The 17307-nt window shown below is 72.0% G+C and carries 20 protein-coding genes and 2 tRNA genes; 14 read left to right on the top strand and 8 right to left on the bottom strand.

Features of this window, described 5'->3' with window-relative positions; translation table 11 throughout:
- The first annotated feature begins 210 nt into the window (after positions 1–210).
- From ABFX51_RS33360 to ABFX51_RS33320, 9 genes are all read left to right on the top strand, one after another.
- On the top strand, positions 211–1593 hold the full coding sequence (locus tag ABFX51_RS33360) for a helix-turn-helix domain-containing protein (protein ID WP_091509051.1): 1383 nt from the start codon (positions 211–213) through the stop codon (positions 1591–1593).
- 17 nt (positions 1594–1610) lie between these two features.
- On the top strand, positions 1611–2339 hold the full coding sequence (locus ABFX51_RS33355) for an esterase/lipase family protein (RefSeq protein ID WP_245783121.1): 729 nt from the start codon (positions 1611–1613) through the stop codon (positions 2337–2339).
- Between the two features lie 113 nt (positions 2340–2452).
- Positions 2453–2719 (top strand): hypothetical protein, encoded by a 267-nt coding sequence (locus ABFX51_RS33350; RefSeq protein WP_177228758.1) that lies wholly within the window; start codon positions 2453–2455, stop codon positions 2717–2719.
- Positions 2720–2789: 70 nt separating this feature from the next.
- Positions 2790–3899 (top strand): AI-2E family transporter, encoded by a 1110-nt coding sequence (locus ABFX51_RS33345; RefSeq protein ID WP_346056116.1) that lies wholly within the window; start codon positions 2790–2792, stop codon positions 3897–3899.
- A gap of 21 nt (positions 3900–3920) precedes the next feature.
- Positions 3921–4007, top strand: a tRNA-Ser gene (locus ABFX51_RS33340).
- Between the two features lie 153 nt (positions 4008–4160).
- On the top strand, positions 4161–4421 hold the full coding sequence (locus ABFX51_RS33335) for a hypothetical protein (RefSeq protein WP_091509056.1): 261 nt from the start codon (positions 4161–4163) through the stop codon (positions 4419–4421).
- Positions 4422–4670: a hypothetical protein gene (locus ABFX51_RS33330; protein WP_091509059.1), complete on the top strand. Its 249-nt coding sequence runs from the start codon at positions 4422–4424 to the stop codon at positions 4668–4670.
- Entirely contained in the window at positions 4670–7378 is a 2709-nt protein-coding gene (locus tag ABFX51_RS33325) for an FtsK/SpoIIIE domain-containing protein (RefSeq protein ID WP_346056115.1), read from the top strand. Before ABFX51_RS33330 ends, ABFX51_RS33325 begins: the two co-directional genes overlap by 1 nt.
- Entirely contained in the window at positions 7378–7737 is a 360-nt protein-coding gene (locus ABFX51_RS33320) for a hypothetical protein (protein ID WP_346056113.1), read from the top strand. The genes ABFX51_RS33325 and ABFX51_RS33320 overlap by 1 nt, the downstream gene beginning before the upstream one ends.
- On the opposite strand, the gene ABFX51_RS33315 is transcribed toward ABFX51_RS33320, so the two are convergent.
- Entirely contained in the window at positions 7734–7904 is a 171-nt protein-coding gene (locus ABFX51_RS33315; RefSeq protein WP_346056112.1) for a hypothetical protein, read from the bottom strand. The two genes, ABFX51_RS33320 and ABFX51_RS33315, sit on opposite strands and share 4 nt — an antisense overlap.
- 85 nt (positions 7905–7989) lie before the next feature.
- Between ABFX51_RS33315 and ABFX51_RS33310 the strand changes: the two genes are divergently transcribed.
- Positions 7990–8223: a YbaB/EbfC family nucleoid-associated protein gene (locus ABFX51_RS33310; RefSeq protein WP_346056111.1), complete on the top strand. Its 234-nt coding sequence runs from the start codon at positions 7990–7992 to the stop codon at positions 8221–8223.
- Here ABFX51_RS33310 and ABFX51_RS33305 read toward each other — a convergent pair.
- The 6 genes from ABFX51_RS33305 to ABFX51_RS33280 all read right to left on the bottom strand — a co-directional run bounded on the left by ABFX51_RS33305 (position 8220) and on the right by ABFX51_RS33280 (position 12656).
- Positions 8220–10568, bottom strand: coding sequence for an endonuclease/exonuclease/phosphatase family protein (locus ABFX51_RS33305; RefSeq protein ID WP_346056158.1), 2349 nt, complete (start codon positions 10566–10568; stop codon positions 8220–8222). The two genes, ABFX51_RS33310 and ABFX51_RS33305, sit on opposite strands and share 4 nt — an antisense overlap.
- Positions 10569–10741: 173 nt before the next feature.
- Positions 10742–11257: a hypothetical protein gene (locus tag ABFX51_RS33300; RefSeq protein ID WP_346056110.1), complete on the bottom strand. Its 516-nt coding sequence runs from the start codon at positions 11255–11257 to the stop codon at positions 10742–10744.
- An 82-nt stretch (positions 11258–11339) separates the two neighbouring features.
- A tRNA-Ser gene (locus ABFX51_RS33295) sits at positions 11340–11426 on the bottom strand.
- Between the two features lie 33 nt (positions 11427–11459).
- Entirely contained in the window at positions 11460–11675 is a 216-nt protein-coding gene (locus ABFX51_RS33290) for a CsbD family protein (RefSeq protein WP_091509069.1), read from the bottom strand.
- Between the two features lie 46 nt (positions 11676–11721).
- Positions 11722–12174, bottom strand: coding sequence for a nucleoside deaminase (locus ABFX51_RS33285; protein WP_346056109.1), 453 nt, complete (start codon positions 12172–12174; stop codon positions 11722–11724).
- Positions 12174–12656 (bottom strand): tRNA adenosine deaminase-associated protein, encoded by a 483-nt coding sequence (locus ABFX51_RS33280; protein WP_346056108.1) that lies wholly within the window; start codon positions 12654–12656, stop codon positions 12174–12176. Before ABFX51_RS33280 ends, ABFX51_RS33285 begins: the two co-directional genes overlap by 1 nt.
- Before the next feature lie 48 nt (positions 12657–12704).
- Between ABFX51_RS33280 and ABFX51_RS33275 the strand changes: the two genes are divergently transcribed.
- Positions 12705–13958, top strand: coding sequence for a M20 metallopeptidase family protein (locus ABFX51_RS33275; RefSeq protein WP_346056107.1), 1254 nt, complete (start codon positions 12705–12707; stop codon positions 13956–13958).
- Positions 13959–13979: 21 nt separating this feature from the next.
- Entirely contained in the window at positions 13980–14933 is a 954-nt protein-coding gene (locus tag ABFX51_RS33270) for a prephenate dehydrogenase (protein WP_346056157.1), read from the top strand.
- Between the two features lie 480 nt (positions 14934–15413).
- Here the strand turns inward: ABFX51_RS33270 and ABFX51_RS33265 are convergent, their stop codons facing one another.
- The gene (locus ABFX51_RS33265; RefSeq protein WP_245783122.1) at positions 15414–15932 is read right to left on the bottom strand and encodes an antitoxin; all 519 of its coding nucleotides are present in this window, start codon (positions 15930–15932) and stop codon (positions 15414–15416) included.
- Between the two features lie 70 nt (positions 15933–16002).
- Between ABFX51_RS33265 and ABFX51_RS33260 the strand changes: the two genes are divergently transcribed.
- Both ABFX51_RS33260 and ABFX51_RS33255 read left to right on the top strand, forming a co-directional pair.
- Positions 16003–16446, top strand: a complete 444-nt coding sequence (locus ABFX51_RS33260; RefSeq protein WP_346056106.1) for an SRPBCC family protein — start codon at positions 16003–16005, stop codon at positions 16444–16446.
- A 74-nt stretch (positions 16447–16520) separates the two neighbouring features.
- On the top strand, positions 16521–17279 hold the full coding sequence (locus ABFX51_RS33255; RefSeq protein WP_346056105.1) for a polysaccharide deacetylase family protein: 759 nt from the start codon (positions 16521–16523) through the stop codon (positions 17277–17279).
- Positions 17280–17307 lie beyond the last annotated feature (28 nt).

Raw genomic sequence — 17307 nt, 5'->3', positions numbered from 1 at the left:
TGCTCCTCTAGCCTGTCGGTTCAGTTCCGAGGCTCACCGCCGCGGCAGGTGAGCAGCCAGGGGTCGTGTTTCATCCGGTCCGGCACCGCCCGGGGGCGTGCGCGAATGCGCCAAAGCTGTGCGCAAAGCGGACAGCCCGCGCCCCACCCCCGGAGTTAGCGTCGGAGGTCTCACCAGGGCGAACCCAGCCGAACAGGAGTACGAGCGATCATGGAAGTCGACTTCAACCAGCCCATTTCGCACGTCATCCGGGCCGCCCGGCGCCAGCGCCAGCTCAGCCAGTACTCGCTCGCGAGGGAACTCGCGACGATTTCGGGCCGGCCGACCATCACCCGCGACCTCGTCGCCAGGTGGGAGCGCGGCCACCAGATCCCGCGCCTGGGCACCCGGCAGTGGCTGTCCGTCGTGCTGCAGGTGCCCCAGGAACGCCTCGACATCGCGGCCGCCGCTGCCCGGCGGCGCAGCAGGCTCGGGCACGCGGTGGTCACCGAGAACGCGCCCGCCAGCCCCGGCCCCGCCCGCCGGGCGCAGGGCACCCCGGCGCTGCTGCCGGTGTTCCGTTCCCGTGTGCAGGCCGGGATCCTCGCCGCGACGCTGCTCAACCCCGACCGCTCGTTCAGCCTCACGGAACTGGCCGAGCACGCGGGCAGTTCGCTGGCCAGCGTCGACAAGGAGAACAAGCTCCTGGAGAAGGCCGGCATCCTCACCAGCCGCCGCGAGGGCACCATCCGCCTGATGCGTGCCGCGGGTGACGGCGGTCCGCTGGTCGGCCCGCTGACGGAACTGATGCGCCTGACCTACGGCGTGCCGCAGGTGATCGGCGAGGAGTTCGGTGCCGTGCCGGGCGTCGTGCGGATCGTGCTGGGCGGTGTGTGGGCCGACCGCTTCGCCGGAATCCCCGGCCCCGCACCGGAAAGCGTCGAACTGCTGCTCGCGGCACCGCCCGGGCGCAAGCCCGACGAGCGCGCGCTGCGCACCGCGGCGAAGCGCACCGAGGAACGGCTCAAGCGGCCCGTGCACTTCGCCGTCGCGACGCTCGAACCGGACCTGGACACGCTGCAGATCCCCCGCCAGCGCCCCGGTCACCCGGTGGTCGAGGTCGCGCCGATCCGGCCGCGCGTCGCACCGCAGATCGCCGGCGTCGCGCTGACCGGCAACGAGGTCGTCACGCAGCTGCTGCGCACCGGTCAGCTGGAGATGGCGGGCGGGCCCGCCGCGAACAGCCAGCCGTTCCTGCAGCTCGCGAGCAAGCACATCGCCTCGGCCGAGCACCTCACGGACGCTTCGCCGGACTCGGCGTTCGTCCTGCTCGCGCAGGCCGCGCAGCTGATCGGGTCGGCGTTGCTCGCCCAGCAGGGCCTGCGGGCCTCCGCCGCGGCGCCGGACCACGTCGTCGGCACGGCCGTGACGGCCCAGTTCGGGCACCAGTTCTCGCAGGTCGAGGCGTTGCGCCAGCGGGCGAGGGAGCTGCAGACCCCGACGAGCCGCGACAGCCACGTCATCCCGGCCGAGGCCAAGACCTACCTCGGGACGGTGCGGTCGCTGCTGGCCGCCGCGGCCGAGGTGATGCCGAAGCTCGGGCTGTTCGGCTGAGCCGAGGTGAGCTGGGCATGTTGCGGAACATGGCGGTGGAGCTCGCCAGCGTGGTGAACCACCTGGTGCGCTACCCCACCGGGATCGGCACCCGCTGGACGCTGACGCCGCGGGCGCGGCGGCCGCTGGTGGTGCTGCCCGGTCTCGCCGACAACACCGCCGTCTTCACCGAACTGCGGGCCGCGCTGGAGGCGTGCGGGGCCGGGCCGGTCGTGTCGTTCAGCTACAGCCCGCTGGTGGGCACCGTGCAGACGGCGGCCACCCGGCTCGCCGGGCAGCTCGAGCAGCTGTGCGAGATCAGCGGCGAGCAGCAGGTCGACCTCGTGGGGCACAGCCTCGGCGGCCTCATCGCGCGGTACTACGTGCAGCGGCTCGGCGGGCACGCCCGCGTCGGCACCGCCGTCACGATCGGCACGCCGCACCGCGGCACGATCGCGGCCCGGCTGCCGTCGCCGTTGCCGCTGGTGCGGCAGCTGCGGCCGGACAGCGCCCTGATCCGCGAACTGGCCGAGCCGGCGCCGGGCTGCACGACGCGGTTCGTCGCCTTCGCCGGCGAGAGCGACCAGGTCGTGCTGCCCAGCCGCAACGCCCTGCTCGTGCACCCCGACCTGGCGGTCCGCAACGTCGTGGTGCCCGGTGCCGGTCACCTGACGCTCGCGGTGCACCGGCAGGTCATCACCGAGATCTGTACGCTGTTCCGCCCTCCGGATAACTTCGGATGTGTGCCCGAACAGCGGACAGCCTGATATGCTTTTTCACTGAACGAACATGGCGTACCGACAAACGAAACACAGTCGAAGCGTCAGTGACCCGACCGGCGCTCGTTCTGGCCACTGAGAGCAAGCGGAGGGTGGTCGCGATGAGTCCCGTTTCCCCGGACCTGCCGGCACGAGCCCTGGCGGTGCTGCGAGCAGTGGCCGCCGGGCGCGCCGAGATGACGTGCAGCTGCGAGCCGGACCTGTTCATCGACGGGCTCGCCTGCTGCGACCAGGCGATCGCCCGGCTCCTCGCCCACGCGGAGCTGATCTGCCCGGCGCGGCCGGGGGCGCTCGGGCAGCGCGTCCCGGTCCGGCTCACCGCCGCGGGCCACACCGTGCTGCGGCCGGAGCCGCTCGAAGCGGCCTGAGCCCCGAAGCCACCCACCCGTGTGAGTCTCGTTCGGGTTTCCGCCTTCCGGGGCAGGGAAACCGGCTGCCATGTCCGCGTCCAGGTACTTCGAAGATCCGGTGGCGGACGCGGATTCGAAGGCCTCGCGGCTGTCCGGGCCCGCTGAACCGCTCGGCCCGCTGGGGGCGCGCTTCGACCGGCGGTCGCCGTTCTTCGTGGGCCTCTCGCTGGCCGCGGGGATGGCCGTGACGGCGGGCGCGGTGTGGTTGTTGTACGTCACCAGCGGAACGCTCGTGCTGATCGGCGTGGCGTTGTTCCTCGCGATCGGGCTGGAACCCGTCACCGGCTGGCTGGCCGGAAAGCGCCTTCCCCGTCCCGTCGCCGTGCTCGTCGTGGTGCTCGCCGCACTCGCGGGAGCCGCCGGGCTGCTCGCCGCGCTGGTCCCGCCGCTCGTGGCGCAGGCGACGAAGTTCGTCGACAAAGCACCCCAGCTGCTGGGTGATCGTGGCTCACCGCTGGGCCGCCTCGCCGAGCGGTTCCAGCTCCAGCAACGGGCGGAGTCGGCACTGCACAACCCCGAACTGCTGACCGGCCTCTTCGGCGGGGGCAAGGCCCTGCTCGGCACGCTCACCGACATACTGGTCGTGGCGGTGCTCACGATCTACTTCCTCGCGAACTTCCCGAAACTGCGGGCCGCGGCCTACCGGTTCGTGCCGCACAGCCGACGTCCGCGCGCGATCCTCATCGGCGACGAGATCCTGGCCAAGGTCGGCTGGTACGTGCTCGGCAACCTCGCCGTCTCGCTCATCGCATCCGTCACGGCGTTCGTGTGGCTGCTGGTCTTCGGCGTGCCGTACCCGGTGCTGCTGGCGCTGCTGTTCGGTGTCCTCGACCTCATCCCGGTCGTGGGCTCGACGGTCGGCAGCGCGGTCCTGGCGCTGATGGCGCTGACCGTCTCGGTGCCGGCGTGCCTGGCAACCGTCGGTTTCGCGCTCGTCTACCGCTTCGCCGAGGACTACCTGCTCGTCCCGAAGATCATCGGCCGCGTGGTGCGCGTGCCCGCACTCGTCACCGTCGTCGCGGTGCTGCTCGGCGGGGTCCTGCTCGGCGTCGTGGGCGCGCTGGTGGCGATCCCGCTCGCGGCCGCCGCGCTGCTGCTCCTGCGCGAAGTCACCTTCCCCCGTCTCGACCGCGCATGAGCCCCGTGTACGCTCTTCCACGGAGGATTGGCCGAGCGGCCTAAGGCGCACGATTGGAAATCGTGTTGGGTGTAACAGCCCTCACGGGTTCGAATCCCGTATCCTCCGCTCTCTTCCGACAGGCCCCGGGCGGGTAAGCGCCCGGGGCCTGTTCACACGATCGGCCTAGTGCACTCCCCTCCCGGGCATACCGATAGTTTTATGAGGGTCGTCACCAACGACGACCACGTGGCACGACACATCCGAGGAGAACCCACACCGATGGCCGGAGTGGAAGAGATCCGGGCTGGTATCGCGATGGCGAACGAGAAGTGCAACGCCAGCGTCGCCGCCCTGCAACAGGCCGCCCAGGCACTCGAGGAGGCCCAGCAGATCCTCGGCCAGGTGACGGCGGGCAGCACCCAGCCGGAGGTGACCCAGGCGCACGGCCTGCTCGCCGAAGCGGTCCAGGGCATCACGGGCCAGCAGAACACGATCCAGGCCGCCGTTTCGTCCGCCGAGTCCTACTCCGCTCGGCTGTAGATGTTCTCGCTCGCCGAGCTGCACGCCCAACTGGGCGCCTTCCGTGCCAAACTGGCGGAGGCAACCGAACACACCAACCGTGCGGTGGAGCTGCTGGATGAAGCACGCGAAACGATCGTCACGGCCTTCGAGCAGGCGGAACCCTGGGTGCCGCCCCAGCTCGCACTCGCCGAGGAACGGCTTCGCCAGGACGCCGGCCGGCTCGCCGCCGCGGACGACCTGGTGAGCGGCTACCAGGCCAGCCTCTAATGAAGTTCGCGAAGTCCAGTGCGCAGCGCGGGCGGGTGCTCGCCGCGCTCGGCGCCATGCGTGAGCAGCTCGGCCTCGTCCTCGGCGCGGCGCAGGCCGCCCGCGAGTCGGCCGAGGCCGAGCTCGAACGCCTGCGGCTGGAGCAGCGCATCGTCCGGGCCGGCATCGCGGGCGCCGACCCCGAGGACCTGCGGCACCCCGCGCTGGCGAGCGTGCGGGAGCGGCTGAACGCCGTGCACGCCGCCTTCCACGCCGAGGCGGCGACGGTGCCGGGGCAGCTGCGGCAGCTGGTCGCCGAGACGGCGCCGGGTGCGGCGAGCAGACCGCCGAGCGACTGGCTGGGCCGCGTCGGCACCGGCAAGCTGACCCCGCCGCCGCTGTGGCGGATCGGCTCGTCCACAGTGGACTCCACGGGACCGTTCCCGGTGGCCGTGCCGTTGCTGGACGAGTCGCACCTGGCGATCACGACCGCCCCGAAGACCCGCGCCGCCGCGGAAGCGCTCGTCGAGGGGCTGCTGCTGCGGGTGCTGAGCAGCATGGAGCCCGGCGCGGTCCGGGTGCACCTGTGGGACATCGGGCAGCTCACCGCCGTCCTGCCCAACCTCTACCCGCTCAGCCGCACCAGCGCCGTCACCGTCTACGACCCGGCGCGCCTGGACGACCTGCTCGACGAGCTCGCCGGGTACGTCCGCCGCATCTCCGCGCAGACCATGCAGGCGGGGCACCACTCGCTGCGCGACATGCGGGAGGCGCTCGGGCAGCGCACCGAACCGTGGCGCATCGCGGTGTTCTTCGGCAACGGCGAGGACTGGTCCCGCGAGCAGCAACGCGAACTGCGGCGCATCGCGGGCGGCGCGCTCGCGGCGGGGATCTCGCTGATCGTCGTCGACCTGCCGACCATGCTCGGCGGTGGTGTCGAGAACATCCGCCTGCTCGACGAACAGCACGCCGTGACCAGCATGACCGGTCCCGACCTCGTCGTCGACCTCGATCCGCCGATCCCGGCCGTCGAGGTCAGCAGCGCGGCGAGCAGGCTGGCCGAGGCGCTCATCGCGAAGCAGGGCGGCCCGCGTTCCTTCGCCGACCTGCTGCCCACCGAACTGGGCCAGGAGCGCTCGGCGCGTGAACTGCGTGCGCCCGTCGGGTTCTACGAGGGCGACCCGGTCGAGGTGGTGATCGGCGACGCCACCCCGCACGCGTTGATCGGCGGGCCGAGCGGTTCGGGCAAGACGAACTTCCTGTACGCCCTCATCGGCAGCCTCGCCGCCCGCTACCCACCCGGCGAGCTGGCGCTGTACCTGCTGGACTTCAAAGAGGGCGTGTCCTTCGCGGGCCTCGCGCCCGGCCGCCGTGACGCGAGCTGGCTGCCGCACGCCCGCCTCATCGGGGTCAACGTCAACACCGACCGGGAGTTCGGGCTGGCGTTGCTGCGGTTCCTCGCCGACGAGCTGCGGCGCCGTTCGGCCGCCGCGAAGGAGCACGAGGTCACCGACCTCGCCGAGCTGCGCCGCCAGGACCCGACCGGGCACTGGCCGCGGATCGTCGCCGTGATCGACGAGTTCCAGTACCTGTTCGCCGGCCGCGACGCCGTGACGAACCAGGCCACGGCGCTGCTGGAGGACATCGCCCGCCGCGGCCGCGCGCAGGGCATCCACCTGATACTGGCGAGCCAGGACATCGCGGGCATCGACGCGTTCTGGGGCAAGCCCGCGGTGTTCGAGCAGTGCACACTGCGCATCGCGATGCCCAAGGCGCGGCGCGTGCTGGCGGAGACGAACAACGCGGCCGTCGCGGCGCCGAAGTGGCACGCGGTGGTCAACCACGATTCCGGTGTCGCGCACGGCAACCAGCTCGCCCACGTACCCGACGCCAGCAGCCGGGACATCTTCTCGTCCCTGCAACGGAAACTGTGGGAGCTCTACGCCGACGAGCACCAGCGGCCGCGCCTGTTCGACGGCGCGCACTCCCCGATGCTGGAGCACGTGCCGGCGTTCGCCGCGCTGTCCCCCGGCGGTCGCCCGCAGGCCTTGCTGGGCCAGGCCATCGAGGTCGAGGACACGGCGTGCGCGGTGGACCTGTTCAACGCGCCCGGCCGCAACCTCGCGGTGCTCGGCACCGCCGCGGCCGAGGCTCTGTCCATTTTGGACGCAGCGGCGAAGTCGCTGGCGCGCCAGTACCGGCCGCACGAGGCCGAGTTCCTGGTGTCGTGCCTGGTGGAGCGATGCTCCCCGGCCGTCGACCACCTCGTGCAGGTCCTCAAGGCGGAGGGGCACCTGGTGTCGGAACTGCACGAGGACGAACTCGGCGCCCGCATGGCCCAGCTCCTCGACGAGCCGCCCGACCGCGCGCGGCTGTTGCTGCTGTACGGCGTGGACGCGGCGCTGCCCACGTTGGAGGCGAAGAAGCCGGGCGAGCTGAAGAGCGGTCTCGACCACTTCCGCACGGTGCTCAAGCAGGGGCCGACGCGGAACGTGCACACGCTGGGCTGGTGGCGCAGCACCGCTCGCCTCAAGGACACGCTCGGTTTCGGCAGCACGGACGACATCGGCGCGTGGGCCGCGCTGGACGTGCAGGGCAGCGAGCTGAGCCAGTTCGCGGCTGGGCAGGTGGTGCACTGGTCGCCGAGGCCCGGCCGCGCGTTGTTCTTCGACCGCAGCACGCACGTGTCCCCGGAAGTCATGATCCCCTTCGACCGCCCGGAGTTCTGATGACGTCCGCCGCCATGCGCTACAAGGAGATCGTCGGGCTCGCCGGCAAGGCGGCCGAGGAGTTGCGGGCGTGGGAGCTGCGGCGCGCGCAGGAGCTGGACACCGAGATCCTCGCCGCCGAGCAGGCCGTCGCCGAGGCCAAGCAGCGTGAGCAGCGCACCGTGCAGGTCGCGCACCACTGGTGGCGCATGGCGGAGGACAACGTGTCCCGGCTGCCGTGGCTCGAACTCGCCGACGGCCCGACGCCCGCCGCCAACGCGCGGGGCGCGTGGCTGGAGCGGTACCTCAACGAGCTGAAGCCGATGTACCAGGAACTGGTGGATTCCGTGCTGTCACTGGGCTGGCGCGCACGCCGCTAGTGCGCCGGGCGCAGCCAGCGTTCCGGTTCGAGCGTCTCGTCCTCGCGTTCGACCGGCAGCGTGACGTACGCCCGCACCCAGCCCGTCTCGTCGCCGACGGCGGCGGGGACCGCGGGGGCGATCCGGCGGCGGGACAGGTGCTCGGCGCGTGCCCGGGTCCAGCTCATGATCGTTCCGACGGGTGGGAAAGCGGCCGGGTTCCCGGAACCGCCGTCGGTCCTCCACCGTCGTAGGCGGCGGAAGGGGGACGCGATGGAGCGTGAGCCGAAGCCGCTCGCCCGCCGCCGGCAACGCGAGCAGCGCATCACCGTGGCGCAGGACGACTGGGGCCTGGTCGAGGTCGGGGTGACCAGGACCGGGGAGATCGTGGAGGTCGCGATCAACACCGCATTGCTCGGCAAGGTCGATCCCGCCGACCTCGCGGAGGCGGTGCTGCAGGCGGCCCGGGCTGCGCAGCACCGGGCCACCTACCTGCACCCGGTCTAGCCGCGGGGCCGGAACCGCACGATCTGCGGGTCGTGGTCGGAGGCCTGCGTGGCGAACTCGGCGTTGATGTGCACGACGTCGTAGTCCATGCCGTGCGGGGTCTGCGCGGTCAGGATGTGGTCGAGCACCTGGGAATTGCCCTCGTAGACGTAGCTGTACCGCTCGCACGGGGGCAGGGTGTCGATCAGGTCGGTCAGCCCGCCGCCCGCGGTGAGCGTCCGCAGCGCCGGGGAGAACTGGTAGTCGTTCAGGTCCCCGGCGACGATCACGTTGGCGTGCCGGTCCGCCGCCAGCAGCTGGTCGACGAACCCGCGCAGCACCTGGGCCTGCTCGCCGCGCTGCACCTCGGAACTGCGCGTGGGCGGCTGGTAGCGGCCGTGTGTCGGCTGGTCGCCGCCCTTGGAGTTGAAGTGGTTGGCGAGCACGAACACCGTCCGGCCGCGGAAGACGAACTCACCCGCGAGCGGTTTCCGGCTGTCCTCCCACGCCTCGTTCGTGGGGTCGACCCGGCCCGGCGAGACGGACAGGTGCACCTTGCCCCGCTGCTTGACCACGCTGACCGCCGTGGTCGCGTCCCCACCCGGACGATCCACAAAGGACACACGCTGGGGGTTGAACAGGAAGCCCACCCGGATGTTGCCGCCGGGTTCGCCACCGTCCTGGTCGTCCTGCGGGTCGATCTCGCGCCACTCGTAGCGCGGGCCGCCCGCGGCGACGATCGCGTCGGTGAACCGCTTCAGCGTCTGGTCGGCGGCGACGACGGTGTCCGAGGTTGTTGCGGCACCGTTGTTGTCCTGGATCTCCTCCAGCGTCACGATGTCCGGCGCGGCGAGGTTGTCGACGATGCCGTGCGCCAGCTGGTCGAACTTCTCCTGACTGTCCACAGCGGACAGGTTCTCGACGTTGTAGGTCGCGACCGCCAGCTCGTCGGGACGCTGCTTGCGCGTGACCTCCTTGGTGATCCCGCCGCTGCGTTCCTGCCCGAGGGTGGTCGCCTCCAGCGTGTAACCGCCGTAGGAGTCGTACTCGACGGGCCCGGACGTGACGCCGGTGAGCGTGTCGCCGACGTTGACGACGGGGAAGGGCAGCTGCGCGAAGGGCAACAGCGACTCCACCTTGAGCACACCGGTGTTCGGGTCGTCGTATCCGGTGTAGACGGTCCCGCCGCGCGGCGTGGGGTTTTCGCGGGGTTTCGTCGTGACGTACAGCTCGTTGTACTCGTTGCTGGGCCCGACGACGCGTGCGTCGCTGACGCTCACGACCTCGCCCTCGTGCGCCTCCCAGAAGTCCAGCGCGTACTTCGCCGGTTGCAGCGGCAGGTTCCCGATGTTGCCGCCGACCTGCGGCGCGAGTTCGCCGGGCACGGTGTTCGGCGTGAGCACGGTCGGCACGGGAAGGGTGTTCCCGCTCGACTGGATGGTCCACTGTGGACCAGTGAGTTCCGTGGTGGACTGGTAGATCGAGTCGGTCGGGCTGTCGGGGTAGTACTCGCTGACCGTGCCGGTCACGCTGACCGCATCGCCGACCGCGACGGCAGGAGTGGTCGAACCGGTGAACACGAACAGGCCCTCGCTGGTGCGGGGGTCGTTGTCGGGCTGGGGATCGGTGAGCCAGAAGCCGCGGGAGGAACCGAAGGAGCGGACGGCGGTGACGATGCCGGTCACGCCCGTGACCTTCTGCCCCTTCAGCGGGGAGATGCGGGTGACGCCCTGGATGTCGTGGATCTTCGCGGGCGTCGCCGGGGTGCTGCCGCCGGCGGTCTCGCCCTTGGTGTTGGTGGGCGAGGGCGTGCCGGCGGTGAAGTCGGCGGCGTTGTCGTCGGTGTCGGCGCCGGTGCGCGAGACGGAGGTGGTGTTGCTCGCGGCGGGCGCGGGGTTGGCCTCCCGGACGGTGGCGTTGCCGTAGCCGACGAGGTCGTGGATCGCCGGGTCGGCGGTGCAGTCGGCGGCGGTGAGGCAGGTCAGGGCGGTCGTGCCGTGCACGAGCGCGACGGTCCCGGCGCCGGCCGCGAGCGCGATGCTGCCCGAGGCGTCGGCCGTCGGCAGGGCGACGGTGCCACCCGATCCAGTGGATTCGGCGACGAGGTACCGGGCGCCCGCGGCCACGCTGCCCTTGAGCGGGGTGACCTGCCACTTGCTGGAGGCGCTCGGGCTCGCGGGGAGGTACTGCACGCTCCACCCGTCGAGGCTCACGGCCGTGCCGGCGACGTTGGCCAACTCGATGAAGTCGCTGGTCAGGGTCGCGCCGGAGTTGCCACCGCCGCCGTACACCTCGCCGATCAGCACGTCGGTGGCAGGCGCCCCCAACGCGGGCGACGCCCCGACGACCAGCCCGGCGGCGGCCATGAAGGCCACGAAACCCGTTCTACGAGAGATCACCCTCAGTTCCCCTCAGTCTCGATCGGTCGAGGCATCCTCCCTCGAAACGGTGAGACAGGGGAAGACCACGGTGTAACAAGTGGTAACGGTTCGCTGACGGTGCCCGGTCGGGGTGAGCGAGGTCCGTGCGGGCCGCGCTTCTACGACAACGCCGCTGCACCAGGCGGCTCGATGTTCACAACGAGCACCTTTTCCGACTGGTACGAGTCGAGATCGGGCACGTGCCAGCTCTCCCCGGCACGGATCTGGTGGAATCGGAAGGTCCCGTTGGTCTCGTTCGCGGCGACGATGCACCGAACGGGCACGCGGGGGGTCAGTGCGTACACCGGCTCCCGCAGGGCGAATGCGAGTGCGAGCCCCTGGCCGAGCAGAAGTCGCTGCCCCTGCACGGAAATGTGCGGCACGCCTTCGGCGGTCGTCTTGCCCACCGGCACGAAACGCTCCAGGTGAAGCGAGGCCTCGTCGCACTCCCAGCCCGTCCTGTCGATGGGAGGCGTCGATCTGACCGCGGTGAATGGCGATCCGGCCCACGTCAGGACCGCACCCCGGCGCTCGATGCCCCGAGCCGCCATCTCACGCAAGCCCGGAGCGAGCGAGGGAAGCGGTTGCTCACCGAGCGAGGCGAAGGCCGCGTCATTCATCTGAACCGAGAGCACAACGTCCAGGATGGCAGGACAAGCACCCCCGAAACGCCAGAACGCCCGGCTCCCGAGGTGGGAGCCGGGCGTCCGGCACGAGCGGTAGCGGTGGGATTTGAACCCACGGACGGGGTTAACCGTCACACGATTTCGAGTCGTGCTCCTTCGGCCGCTCGGACACGCTACCGCCGACTAGGGTACTGCACGGCCTTCCCGCACTTCACCGAGGGCGGCTTCCGAACCGCCGCCGGGCGTCGCGGGCGGCGGTCGTCGCCCAGTCGCGCACCTCGTTCGTCGTCTCGCGGACGGTGCCGACCAGCCGGTCCCGGCTTCCCGAGGCGGTGAGCCGCTGGTTGCCCGTCCGGCGGCCGAGCTGCTGCTTCGCCGCGCCGACCAGCTGGCGGGACCTGCTCCTCGCACGCTCCAGAACGCTCATCTCTCCTCCTTCCGGTCTACGGTGGGTTACCCGTGACCGGCAGGCGTCACACGTCCCGGTGACCCGCGAAGAACGCGTCGAGCAACGCGGCGCACTCGGCCTCCAGCACGCCTCCCACCACCTCCGGCCGGTGGTTCAGCCTGCGGTCGCGCACCACGTCCCACAGCGAACCGACCGCACCCGTCCGCGGCTCCCACGCCCCGAACACCACCCGCGCGACCCGCGCGAGCACCAGCGCCCCCGCGCACATCGTGCAGGGTTCGACCGTCACCGCCAGCGTGCAGCCCTCCAGCCGCCAGCCGTCGCCGTGCACGCGGGCCGCCGCACGCAGCGCGAGGACCTCCGCGTGCGCCGTGGGGTCGCCCAGCTCCTCGCGCGCGTTGTGCGCGGAAGCGAGCAAGGTGCCGTCTGGCCCGAAGACCGCGGCGCCGATCGGGACGTCCGGCCCCGCCTCCCGCGCGGCCGCCAGCGCGGCACGCACCAGAGCGGCGTCGTCCATCAGATCTCGTCGAGCAGCGCGCCGAACTCGTCCCCGAAGCCGCAGCGCTGCGCGATCATCTGGAGCTGTTCGTCCGGGTACAGGTCGATATCGCCGACGATGACCTCGAGCTCGGGCGCGGGCAGGCCGACGTCGGCCAGGATCTCCAGGTCGCCCTCGGGCCAGATCGAGTCGTCCTCCTCGTCCGGCGGCTCGACGCGCAGCACGTCCAGGACGTCCGCGGCGATGTCGTAGTCCAGCGCCGCCGCCGCGTCCGACAGCAGCAACGACGGGCCACGCGGACTGGGCCGCACGATGACGAAGAACTCGTCGTCCACGGCCAGCAACGCGAACACGGCCCCGGTCGAGCGCAACTTCCCCAGTGCCGTGATCGCCGCGTCCAGATTCGTCAGCGCGTCGGCGTCCAACGCGCTGCACCGCCACTTGCCGTCCTCGCGGACGACAGCCACGGCGAACCCCGCGACCGGCTCCTTCACCGACATGCGCACACCGTATACCTGCGGCGGAGGGACATGGGTCAGTATCGACACATGAGCGGACCCACCGAGTTGCCTTCGTTGCCCGACGCGCGGTTCGCCGGGCTGCTGGCCGAGGCACAAGCGTTGCAGGCGACCACCGTCGAGCTGCGGCGCGAAATCCACCGGCACCCCGAACGCGGCCTCGACCTGCCCCGCACGCAGGCCGCCATCCAGCGGGCGCTGGCCGACCTGCCGCTGGAGATCGCGCTCGGCAAGTCCACGACGTCCCTCACCGCGGTCCTGCGCGGCGCCCAGCCCGGGCCCGCCGTCCTGCTCCGCGGCGACATGGACGCGCTCCCCCTGCGTGAGGACACGGGGCTGGAGTTCGCCTCGGTGGAGGAAGGCGTCATGCACGCCTGCGGGCACGACACGCATGTCGCGATGCTCGCGTCGGCGGCCCGGCTGCTCGCCGCGCACGCCGACGAGCTGGCCGGCTCCGTCGTGTTCATGTTCCAGCCCGGTGAAGAGGGCTTCCACGGCGCGCGGCACATGATCCACGAAGGGGTGCTCGACGCCGCCGGGGAACGCGTCCAGCGGGCGTTCGGACTGCACGTGTCGGCGAACATCGTGGCCGGGCAGGTGCAGACCCGCCCCGGCCCGATGATGGCCTCGACGGACAACTTCCTGGTCCGCGTGATCGGCAAGGGCGGCCACGGTTCCGCGCCCCACCAGGCGATCGACCCGGTACCGGCCGCGGCGGCCATGGTCGGCGCGCTGCAGACCATGATCACCAGGCGGGTCAGCGTGTTCGACCCCGCGGTGCTGTCGGTGACGCGGATCGAAGGCGGCACGACGAGCAACATCATCCCCGAGGTCGCCGAGCTCGAAGGCACTTTCCGCACCCTGTCCGAGCGCAGCCGCGCGCTGGTGCGCGACGAGCTGCCCAAGGTGTGCGAAGCGGTCGGACAGGCGCACAGCTGCCGGGTGCAGGTCGACCTCGAACCGGGTTATCCCGTGACGGCCAACGACACGGTCGAAGCGGAGCGGGTGCTCACCCTCGGGCGTGAAGTCCTGGGTGAGGACAACGTCGCGGCGATGACGGCACCGATGATGGGCGGCGAGGACTTCTCCTATGTGCTGCAACGGGTTCCGGGGGCCTTCGCGTTCCTCGGCACCTGTCCACCTGGCACGGACCCGGAGGAGGCCGCCTCGAACCACTCGAACCGGGTACTCCACGAGGAAAGCGCTTTCCCCAACGGCGTCGCGATGTACGCGGCATACGCGCTGGACGCGTTGCGTGCACCACGGCGATCACTGGCAGGATGACGCCTCGTGCGAGACGTATGCGTGATCGGGCTCGGGTTGATCGGCGGCTCGCTGCTGCGTGCCGCGTCCGCTGTCGGGCGTGCGGCCTGGGGCGCCACCGCCTCCGAGGCTGATGCCGCGGCGGCCTCGGCGGACGGTTTCGACGCCTCGACCGACGTCGCCGCCGCGCTCCGCCGCGCCGGGGAGCAGGACGCGCTCGTGGTGCTCGCGGTGCCGTTGCCGGTCGTCGGCGAGGTGCTGCGCGAGGTGGGTAAGCACGCTCCGGGGTGCCTGCTGACGGACGTCACGAGCGTCAAGGCGCCCGTGCTGGCGTCGGTGCGGTCGTTCGCGCCGGACGCGCGGTTCGTGGGCGGGCACCCGATGGCGGGCACGGCGGAGTCGGGCTGGCGCGCGGGCAATCCGGCGTTGTTCGGCGGGGCGGCGTGGGTGGCGTGCGTCGAGGACGACACGGATCTGGCCGCCTGGGCGGAGGTCGCGCGGCTCGCGCTGGACGTCGGCTCGCACGTCGTGCCGTTGACCGCCGCGGCGCACGACGAGGCGGTCGCGCGGATCTCGCACCTGCCGCACCTGCTCGCGGCGGTGCTGGCGACGGTCGGCGCGGAGGGCGGGCCGGTCGCGCTCGCGCTGGCGGCGAGTTCGTACGCCGACGGGACGCGGGTCGCGGGCACGCGGCCGGAGCTGGTGCGCGCGATGACGGAGGGCAACCGCGAAGCGCTGCTGCCGGTGCTCGACGAGGCGCTCGGCAGGCTGGGTGCGATGCGGGGCTCACTCGCCTCGACGGGCGGCCTCGCGGCGACGATCAACGCAGGGCACGAGGGTGCGCAAGCGCTTGCGGAGTGGCGTGCGCAGACCCCGGCGGGCGTGCGGGTGAGCCTCACGGCCCCCGACGCCCGCGACGGCCTGCGCGCGCTGGGCGCCAGGGGCGGCCGCATCACGGCGATCACGGAGGACGTCGCGATCGGCGAAGTGGCCTGAGGCTTCGGCAAGGTCGGCGCGGCTCGGCGAAGGTGGCGGGCGGTGGTGAGGTCGGCGATGGTGGGCCGGTGGCCGAGCGCGGCGGCGGTCGGCGGCGGCTGGGGCCGACTTGGCGGCGAGGTTCGGCGGCAGTGGGCGGCCAGGCGTTGAGCTGGACGCGGCGGCGGTGGCCGAGGCCGGGGCGCGGCGGCGGTCGGCGGTGGGGTCGGCGGCCGGGGCCGACTCGGCGGCGAGGTTCGGCGGCCGTCGACGGCGGGGTGACGGCAGCTCAGGCTCGACGGGCGAGCGGCGAGGTTCGGCGGCGAAGGCTGCGCGGCGCGCGGAGGGGCCACGTGCGGCACCGATCCGCCGCGAAGCGTGGAGAGCCCCCGCTCGGCCAGGCGGTGGGGGCGCCGCGCCAGTCGCGCAGGGCACAGCGGGACTCAGCCACGCGGGAGGACCCGCGGGGCCGCGCGGTGACCGGCGAGTAGCCGGGCGAAATCAGCCAGTCGGGCCGGGGCGATCCGGTCCCGGACCCGGGCGGTTCGAGGGCCCGCCCGCCGGACCAGGACCGTCGCCCGGCGAGTCCGGACCGCCCGCACCTCCAGCCGGGCGCGGACCTCCAGCCGATCCCGGGCCACCGGCCCGACCCGGCCCACCGGCCCGACCCGGCCCACCAGCCGAGCCAGGCCCACCAGCCGAGCCAGGCCCACCGGCCGGACCCGGGCCACCAGCCGGTCCCGGCCCACCAGCCGAGCCCGGGCCAGGCCAACCCGCCGAACCCGGGCCACCCGAGGGCCCACCAGCCGAGCCCGGACCACCCGAGCCCGGCCCGCCACCCTCCCCCTGGGTGCGGTGCAGCAGGTCCTTCGCCTTGCCGGCCACGTTGTCGATCTTGTCGGCGTGCTGGCCGAGCCTGGACTTGGCGAACCCGCTCGCCTTGTCGATGCCCTGCTCGATCCTCCCGGCGTTCTGGCCCAGCGCCTCCTGGGCCCGCTTCTTGAGGTCGTCGAAGTTCATGCCCATCTCCCCATCGAACACCGAACCGCGCATTGGCGCAGGACGCGTCCCCTGTCGGATGATGGCCGGCATGCCGCCACGCAGCTTCTCCTTCGAGGTCACCCGCACCAGCACCGCCTCGCCCGACCGGCTGTTCCGCCTGGAAACCGACGGCGCCCGCTGGTCCGAGTGGGCGAAACCGCTCATCGTGCAGTCCGGCTGGGCGCGGTGGGCCGACCAGCCCGGCGGCGTGGGCGCGATCCGCCGCGTCGGGCTGTTCCCCGTCCTCATGTACGAGGAGACGCTCGAGTACGAACCCGGCAAGCGCCACGTCTACACCTTCGCCCGCTCCGCCCCCGTCGACGACTACCGCGGCGAGGTGACCTTCACCCCCACCCCGAACGGCACGGAACTGCGCTGGCGCGGCACGTTCAAGGAGAAGGTCCCCGGCACCGGGCCGCTCGTGCTCGCCCTGTTGCGGACCGCGATCGTCTTCCTGTCCGCCCGGCTCGTCCGCGCCGCCGAACGCGACTGAGATCACTACGAGCAACTGCAACACCGACGTCCCCTTCCGCGACTTCTCTGTAGGCCGTGAGGAAGGGGGACTCGATGCCAAGGCGTGCCGTCGCCGCCGCGTTCGCGCTGGTCGCGCTGCTCAGCGCCTGCACCTCCCGGATCGAAGCCGCCGTGCTGACGCCGGAACCCCTCCCCGCTCCGGCCTCCACCGCTGCCCCCGCGCCCACCACGCCCTACCCCTTCGGGCAGGTCCAGCGGCAGGCGCCTCCCGTCACCGACGGCAAGGTGCCCCAGCTGAACCGCATCGACATCGCCGAGCCGTACGTGTTCCTCACCATCGACGACGGCGCCATCCCGCACCCCGACGCACCGCGCCTGATCCGCGAATCCGGCGCGCACCCGGTGCTGTTCCTCAACGCCCGCTACGTCCGCGGGCACGAGGACTACTTCCGCGAGGTGCTCGCCGCGGGCGCGACGCTCGGCGACCACACCATCGACCACCCCGACCTGCGCGGCAAATCCCTCGCCTACCAGGAGCAGCAGATCTGCGGCGACGCCGACGAACTGCAGCGCATGCTGGGCGTCCGGCCGGTCTACTTCCGGCCGCCGTTCGGCTCCTTCGACCAGAACACGCTCAAGGCGGCCGCGAACTGCGGGATGCGCGCGAGCGTGCTGTGGACGGAATCGGTCAACGACGGGCGCGTCGACTTCCAGACCGGCAAGCACCTGCGCGCCGGGGACGTCGTGCTGATGCACTTCCGCAAGACGTTCCCCGAGGACTTCGCCGCGTTCCTGCGTCAGTCCAAAGAGGACGGTCTGACGCCCGTGCCGCTCCCCGATTTCTTGGGCTAGGCAAGCCACGCGGAGCGTGTCCGTTGAG

Origin of the sequence: Amycolatopsis dongchuanensis (assembly GCF_039542405.1) — a bacterium.
Lineage (GTDB): Bacteria > Actinomycetota > Actinomycetes > Mycobacteriales > Pseudonocardiaceae > Amycolatopsis_E > Amycolatopsis_E sacchari.
This window is presented reverse-complemented; position numbering and strand designations above follow the sequence as displayed.

What these genes read in the sequence shown, in the direction of transcription:
- ABFX51_RS33280 (WP_346056108.1), bottom strand. Translation starts at nt 12,656, where the DNA reads ATGTCGGTGAAGGAGCCGGTCGCGGGGTTCGCCGTGGCTGTCGTCCGC.
- ABFX51_RS33260 (WP_346056106.1), top strand. Translation starts at nt 16,003, where the DNA reads ATGCCGCCACGCAGCTTCTCCTTCGAGGTCACCCGCACCAGCACCGCC.
- ABFX51_RS33335 (WP_091509056.1), top strand. Translation starts at nt 4,161, where the DNA reads ATGGCCGGAGTGGAAGAGATCCGGGCTGGTATCGCGATGGCGAACGAG.
- ABFX51_RS33320 (WP_346056113.1), top strand. Translation starts at nt 7,378, where the DNA reads ATGACGTCCGCCGCCATGCGCTACAAGGAGATCGTCGGGCTCGCCGGC.
- ABFX51_RS33290 (WP_091509069.1), bottom strand. Translation starts at nt 11,675, where the DNA reads ATGAGCGTTCTGGAGCGTGCGAGGAGCAGGTCCCGCCAGCTGGTCGGC.
- ABFX51_RS33330 (WP_091509059.1), top strand. Translation starts at nt 4,422, where the DNA reads ATGTTCTCGCTCGCCGAGCTGCACGCCCAACTGGGCGCCTTCCGTGCC.
- ABFX51_RS33265 (WP_245783122.1), bottom strand. Translation starts at nt 15,932, where the DNA reads ATGAACTTCGACGACCTCAAGAAGCGGGCCCAGGAGGCGCTGGGCCAG.
- ABFX51_RS33310 (WP_346056111.1), top strand. Translation starts at nt 7,990, where the DNA reads ATGGAGCGTGAGCCGAAGCCGCTCGCCCGCCGCCGGCAACGCGAGCAG.
- ABFX51_RS33315 (WP_346056112.1), bottom strand. Translation starts at nt 7,904, where the DNA reads ATGAGCTGGACCCGGGCACGCGCCGAGCACCTGTCCCGCCGCCGGATC.
- ABFX51_RS33285 (WP_346056109.1), bottom strand. Translation starts at nt 12,174, where the DNA reads ATGGACGACGCCGCTCTGGTGCGTGCCGCGCTGGCGGCCGCGCGGGAG.
- ABFX51_RS33350 (WP_177228758.1), top strand. Translation starts at nt 2,453, where the DNA reads ATGAGTCCCGTTTCCCCGGACCTGCCGGCACGAGCCCTGGCGGTGCTG.
- ABFX51_RS33275 (WP_346056107.1), top strand. Translation starts at nt 12,705, where the DNA reads ATGAGCGGACCCACCGAGTTGCCTTCGTTGCCCGACGCGCGGTTCGCC.
- ABFX51_RS33355 (WP_245783121.1), top strand. Translation starts at nt 1,611, where the DNA reads ATGTTGCGGAACATGGCGGTGGAGCTCGCCAGCGTGGTGAACCACCTG.
- ABFX51_RS33325 (WP_346056115.1), top strand. Translation starts at nt 4,670, where the DNA reads ATGAAGTTCGCGAAGTCCAGTGCGCAGCGCGGGCGGGTGCTCGCCGCG.
- ABFX51_RS33305 (WP_346056158.1), bottom strand. Translation starts at nt 10,568, where the DNA reads ATGGCCGCCGCCGGGCTGGTCGTCGGGGCGTCGCCCGCGTTGGGGGCG.
- ABFX51_RS33360 (WP_091509051.1), top strand. Translation starts at nt 211, where the DNA reads ATGGAAGTCGACTTCAACCAGCCCATTTCGCACGTCATCCGGGCCGCC.
- ABFX51_RS33345 (WP_346056116.1), top strand. Translation starts at nt 2,790, where the DNA reads ATGTCCGCGTCCAGGTACTTCGAAGATCCGGTGGCGGACGCGGATTCG.
- ABFX51_RS33255 (WP_346056105.1), top strand. Translation starts at nt 16,521, where the DNA reads ATGCCAAGGCGTGCCGTCGCCGCCGCGTTCGCGCTGGTCGCGCTGCTC.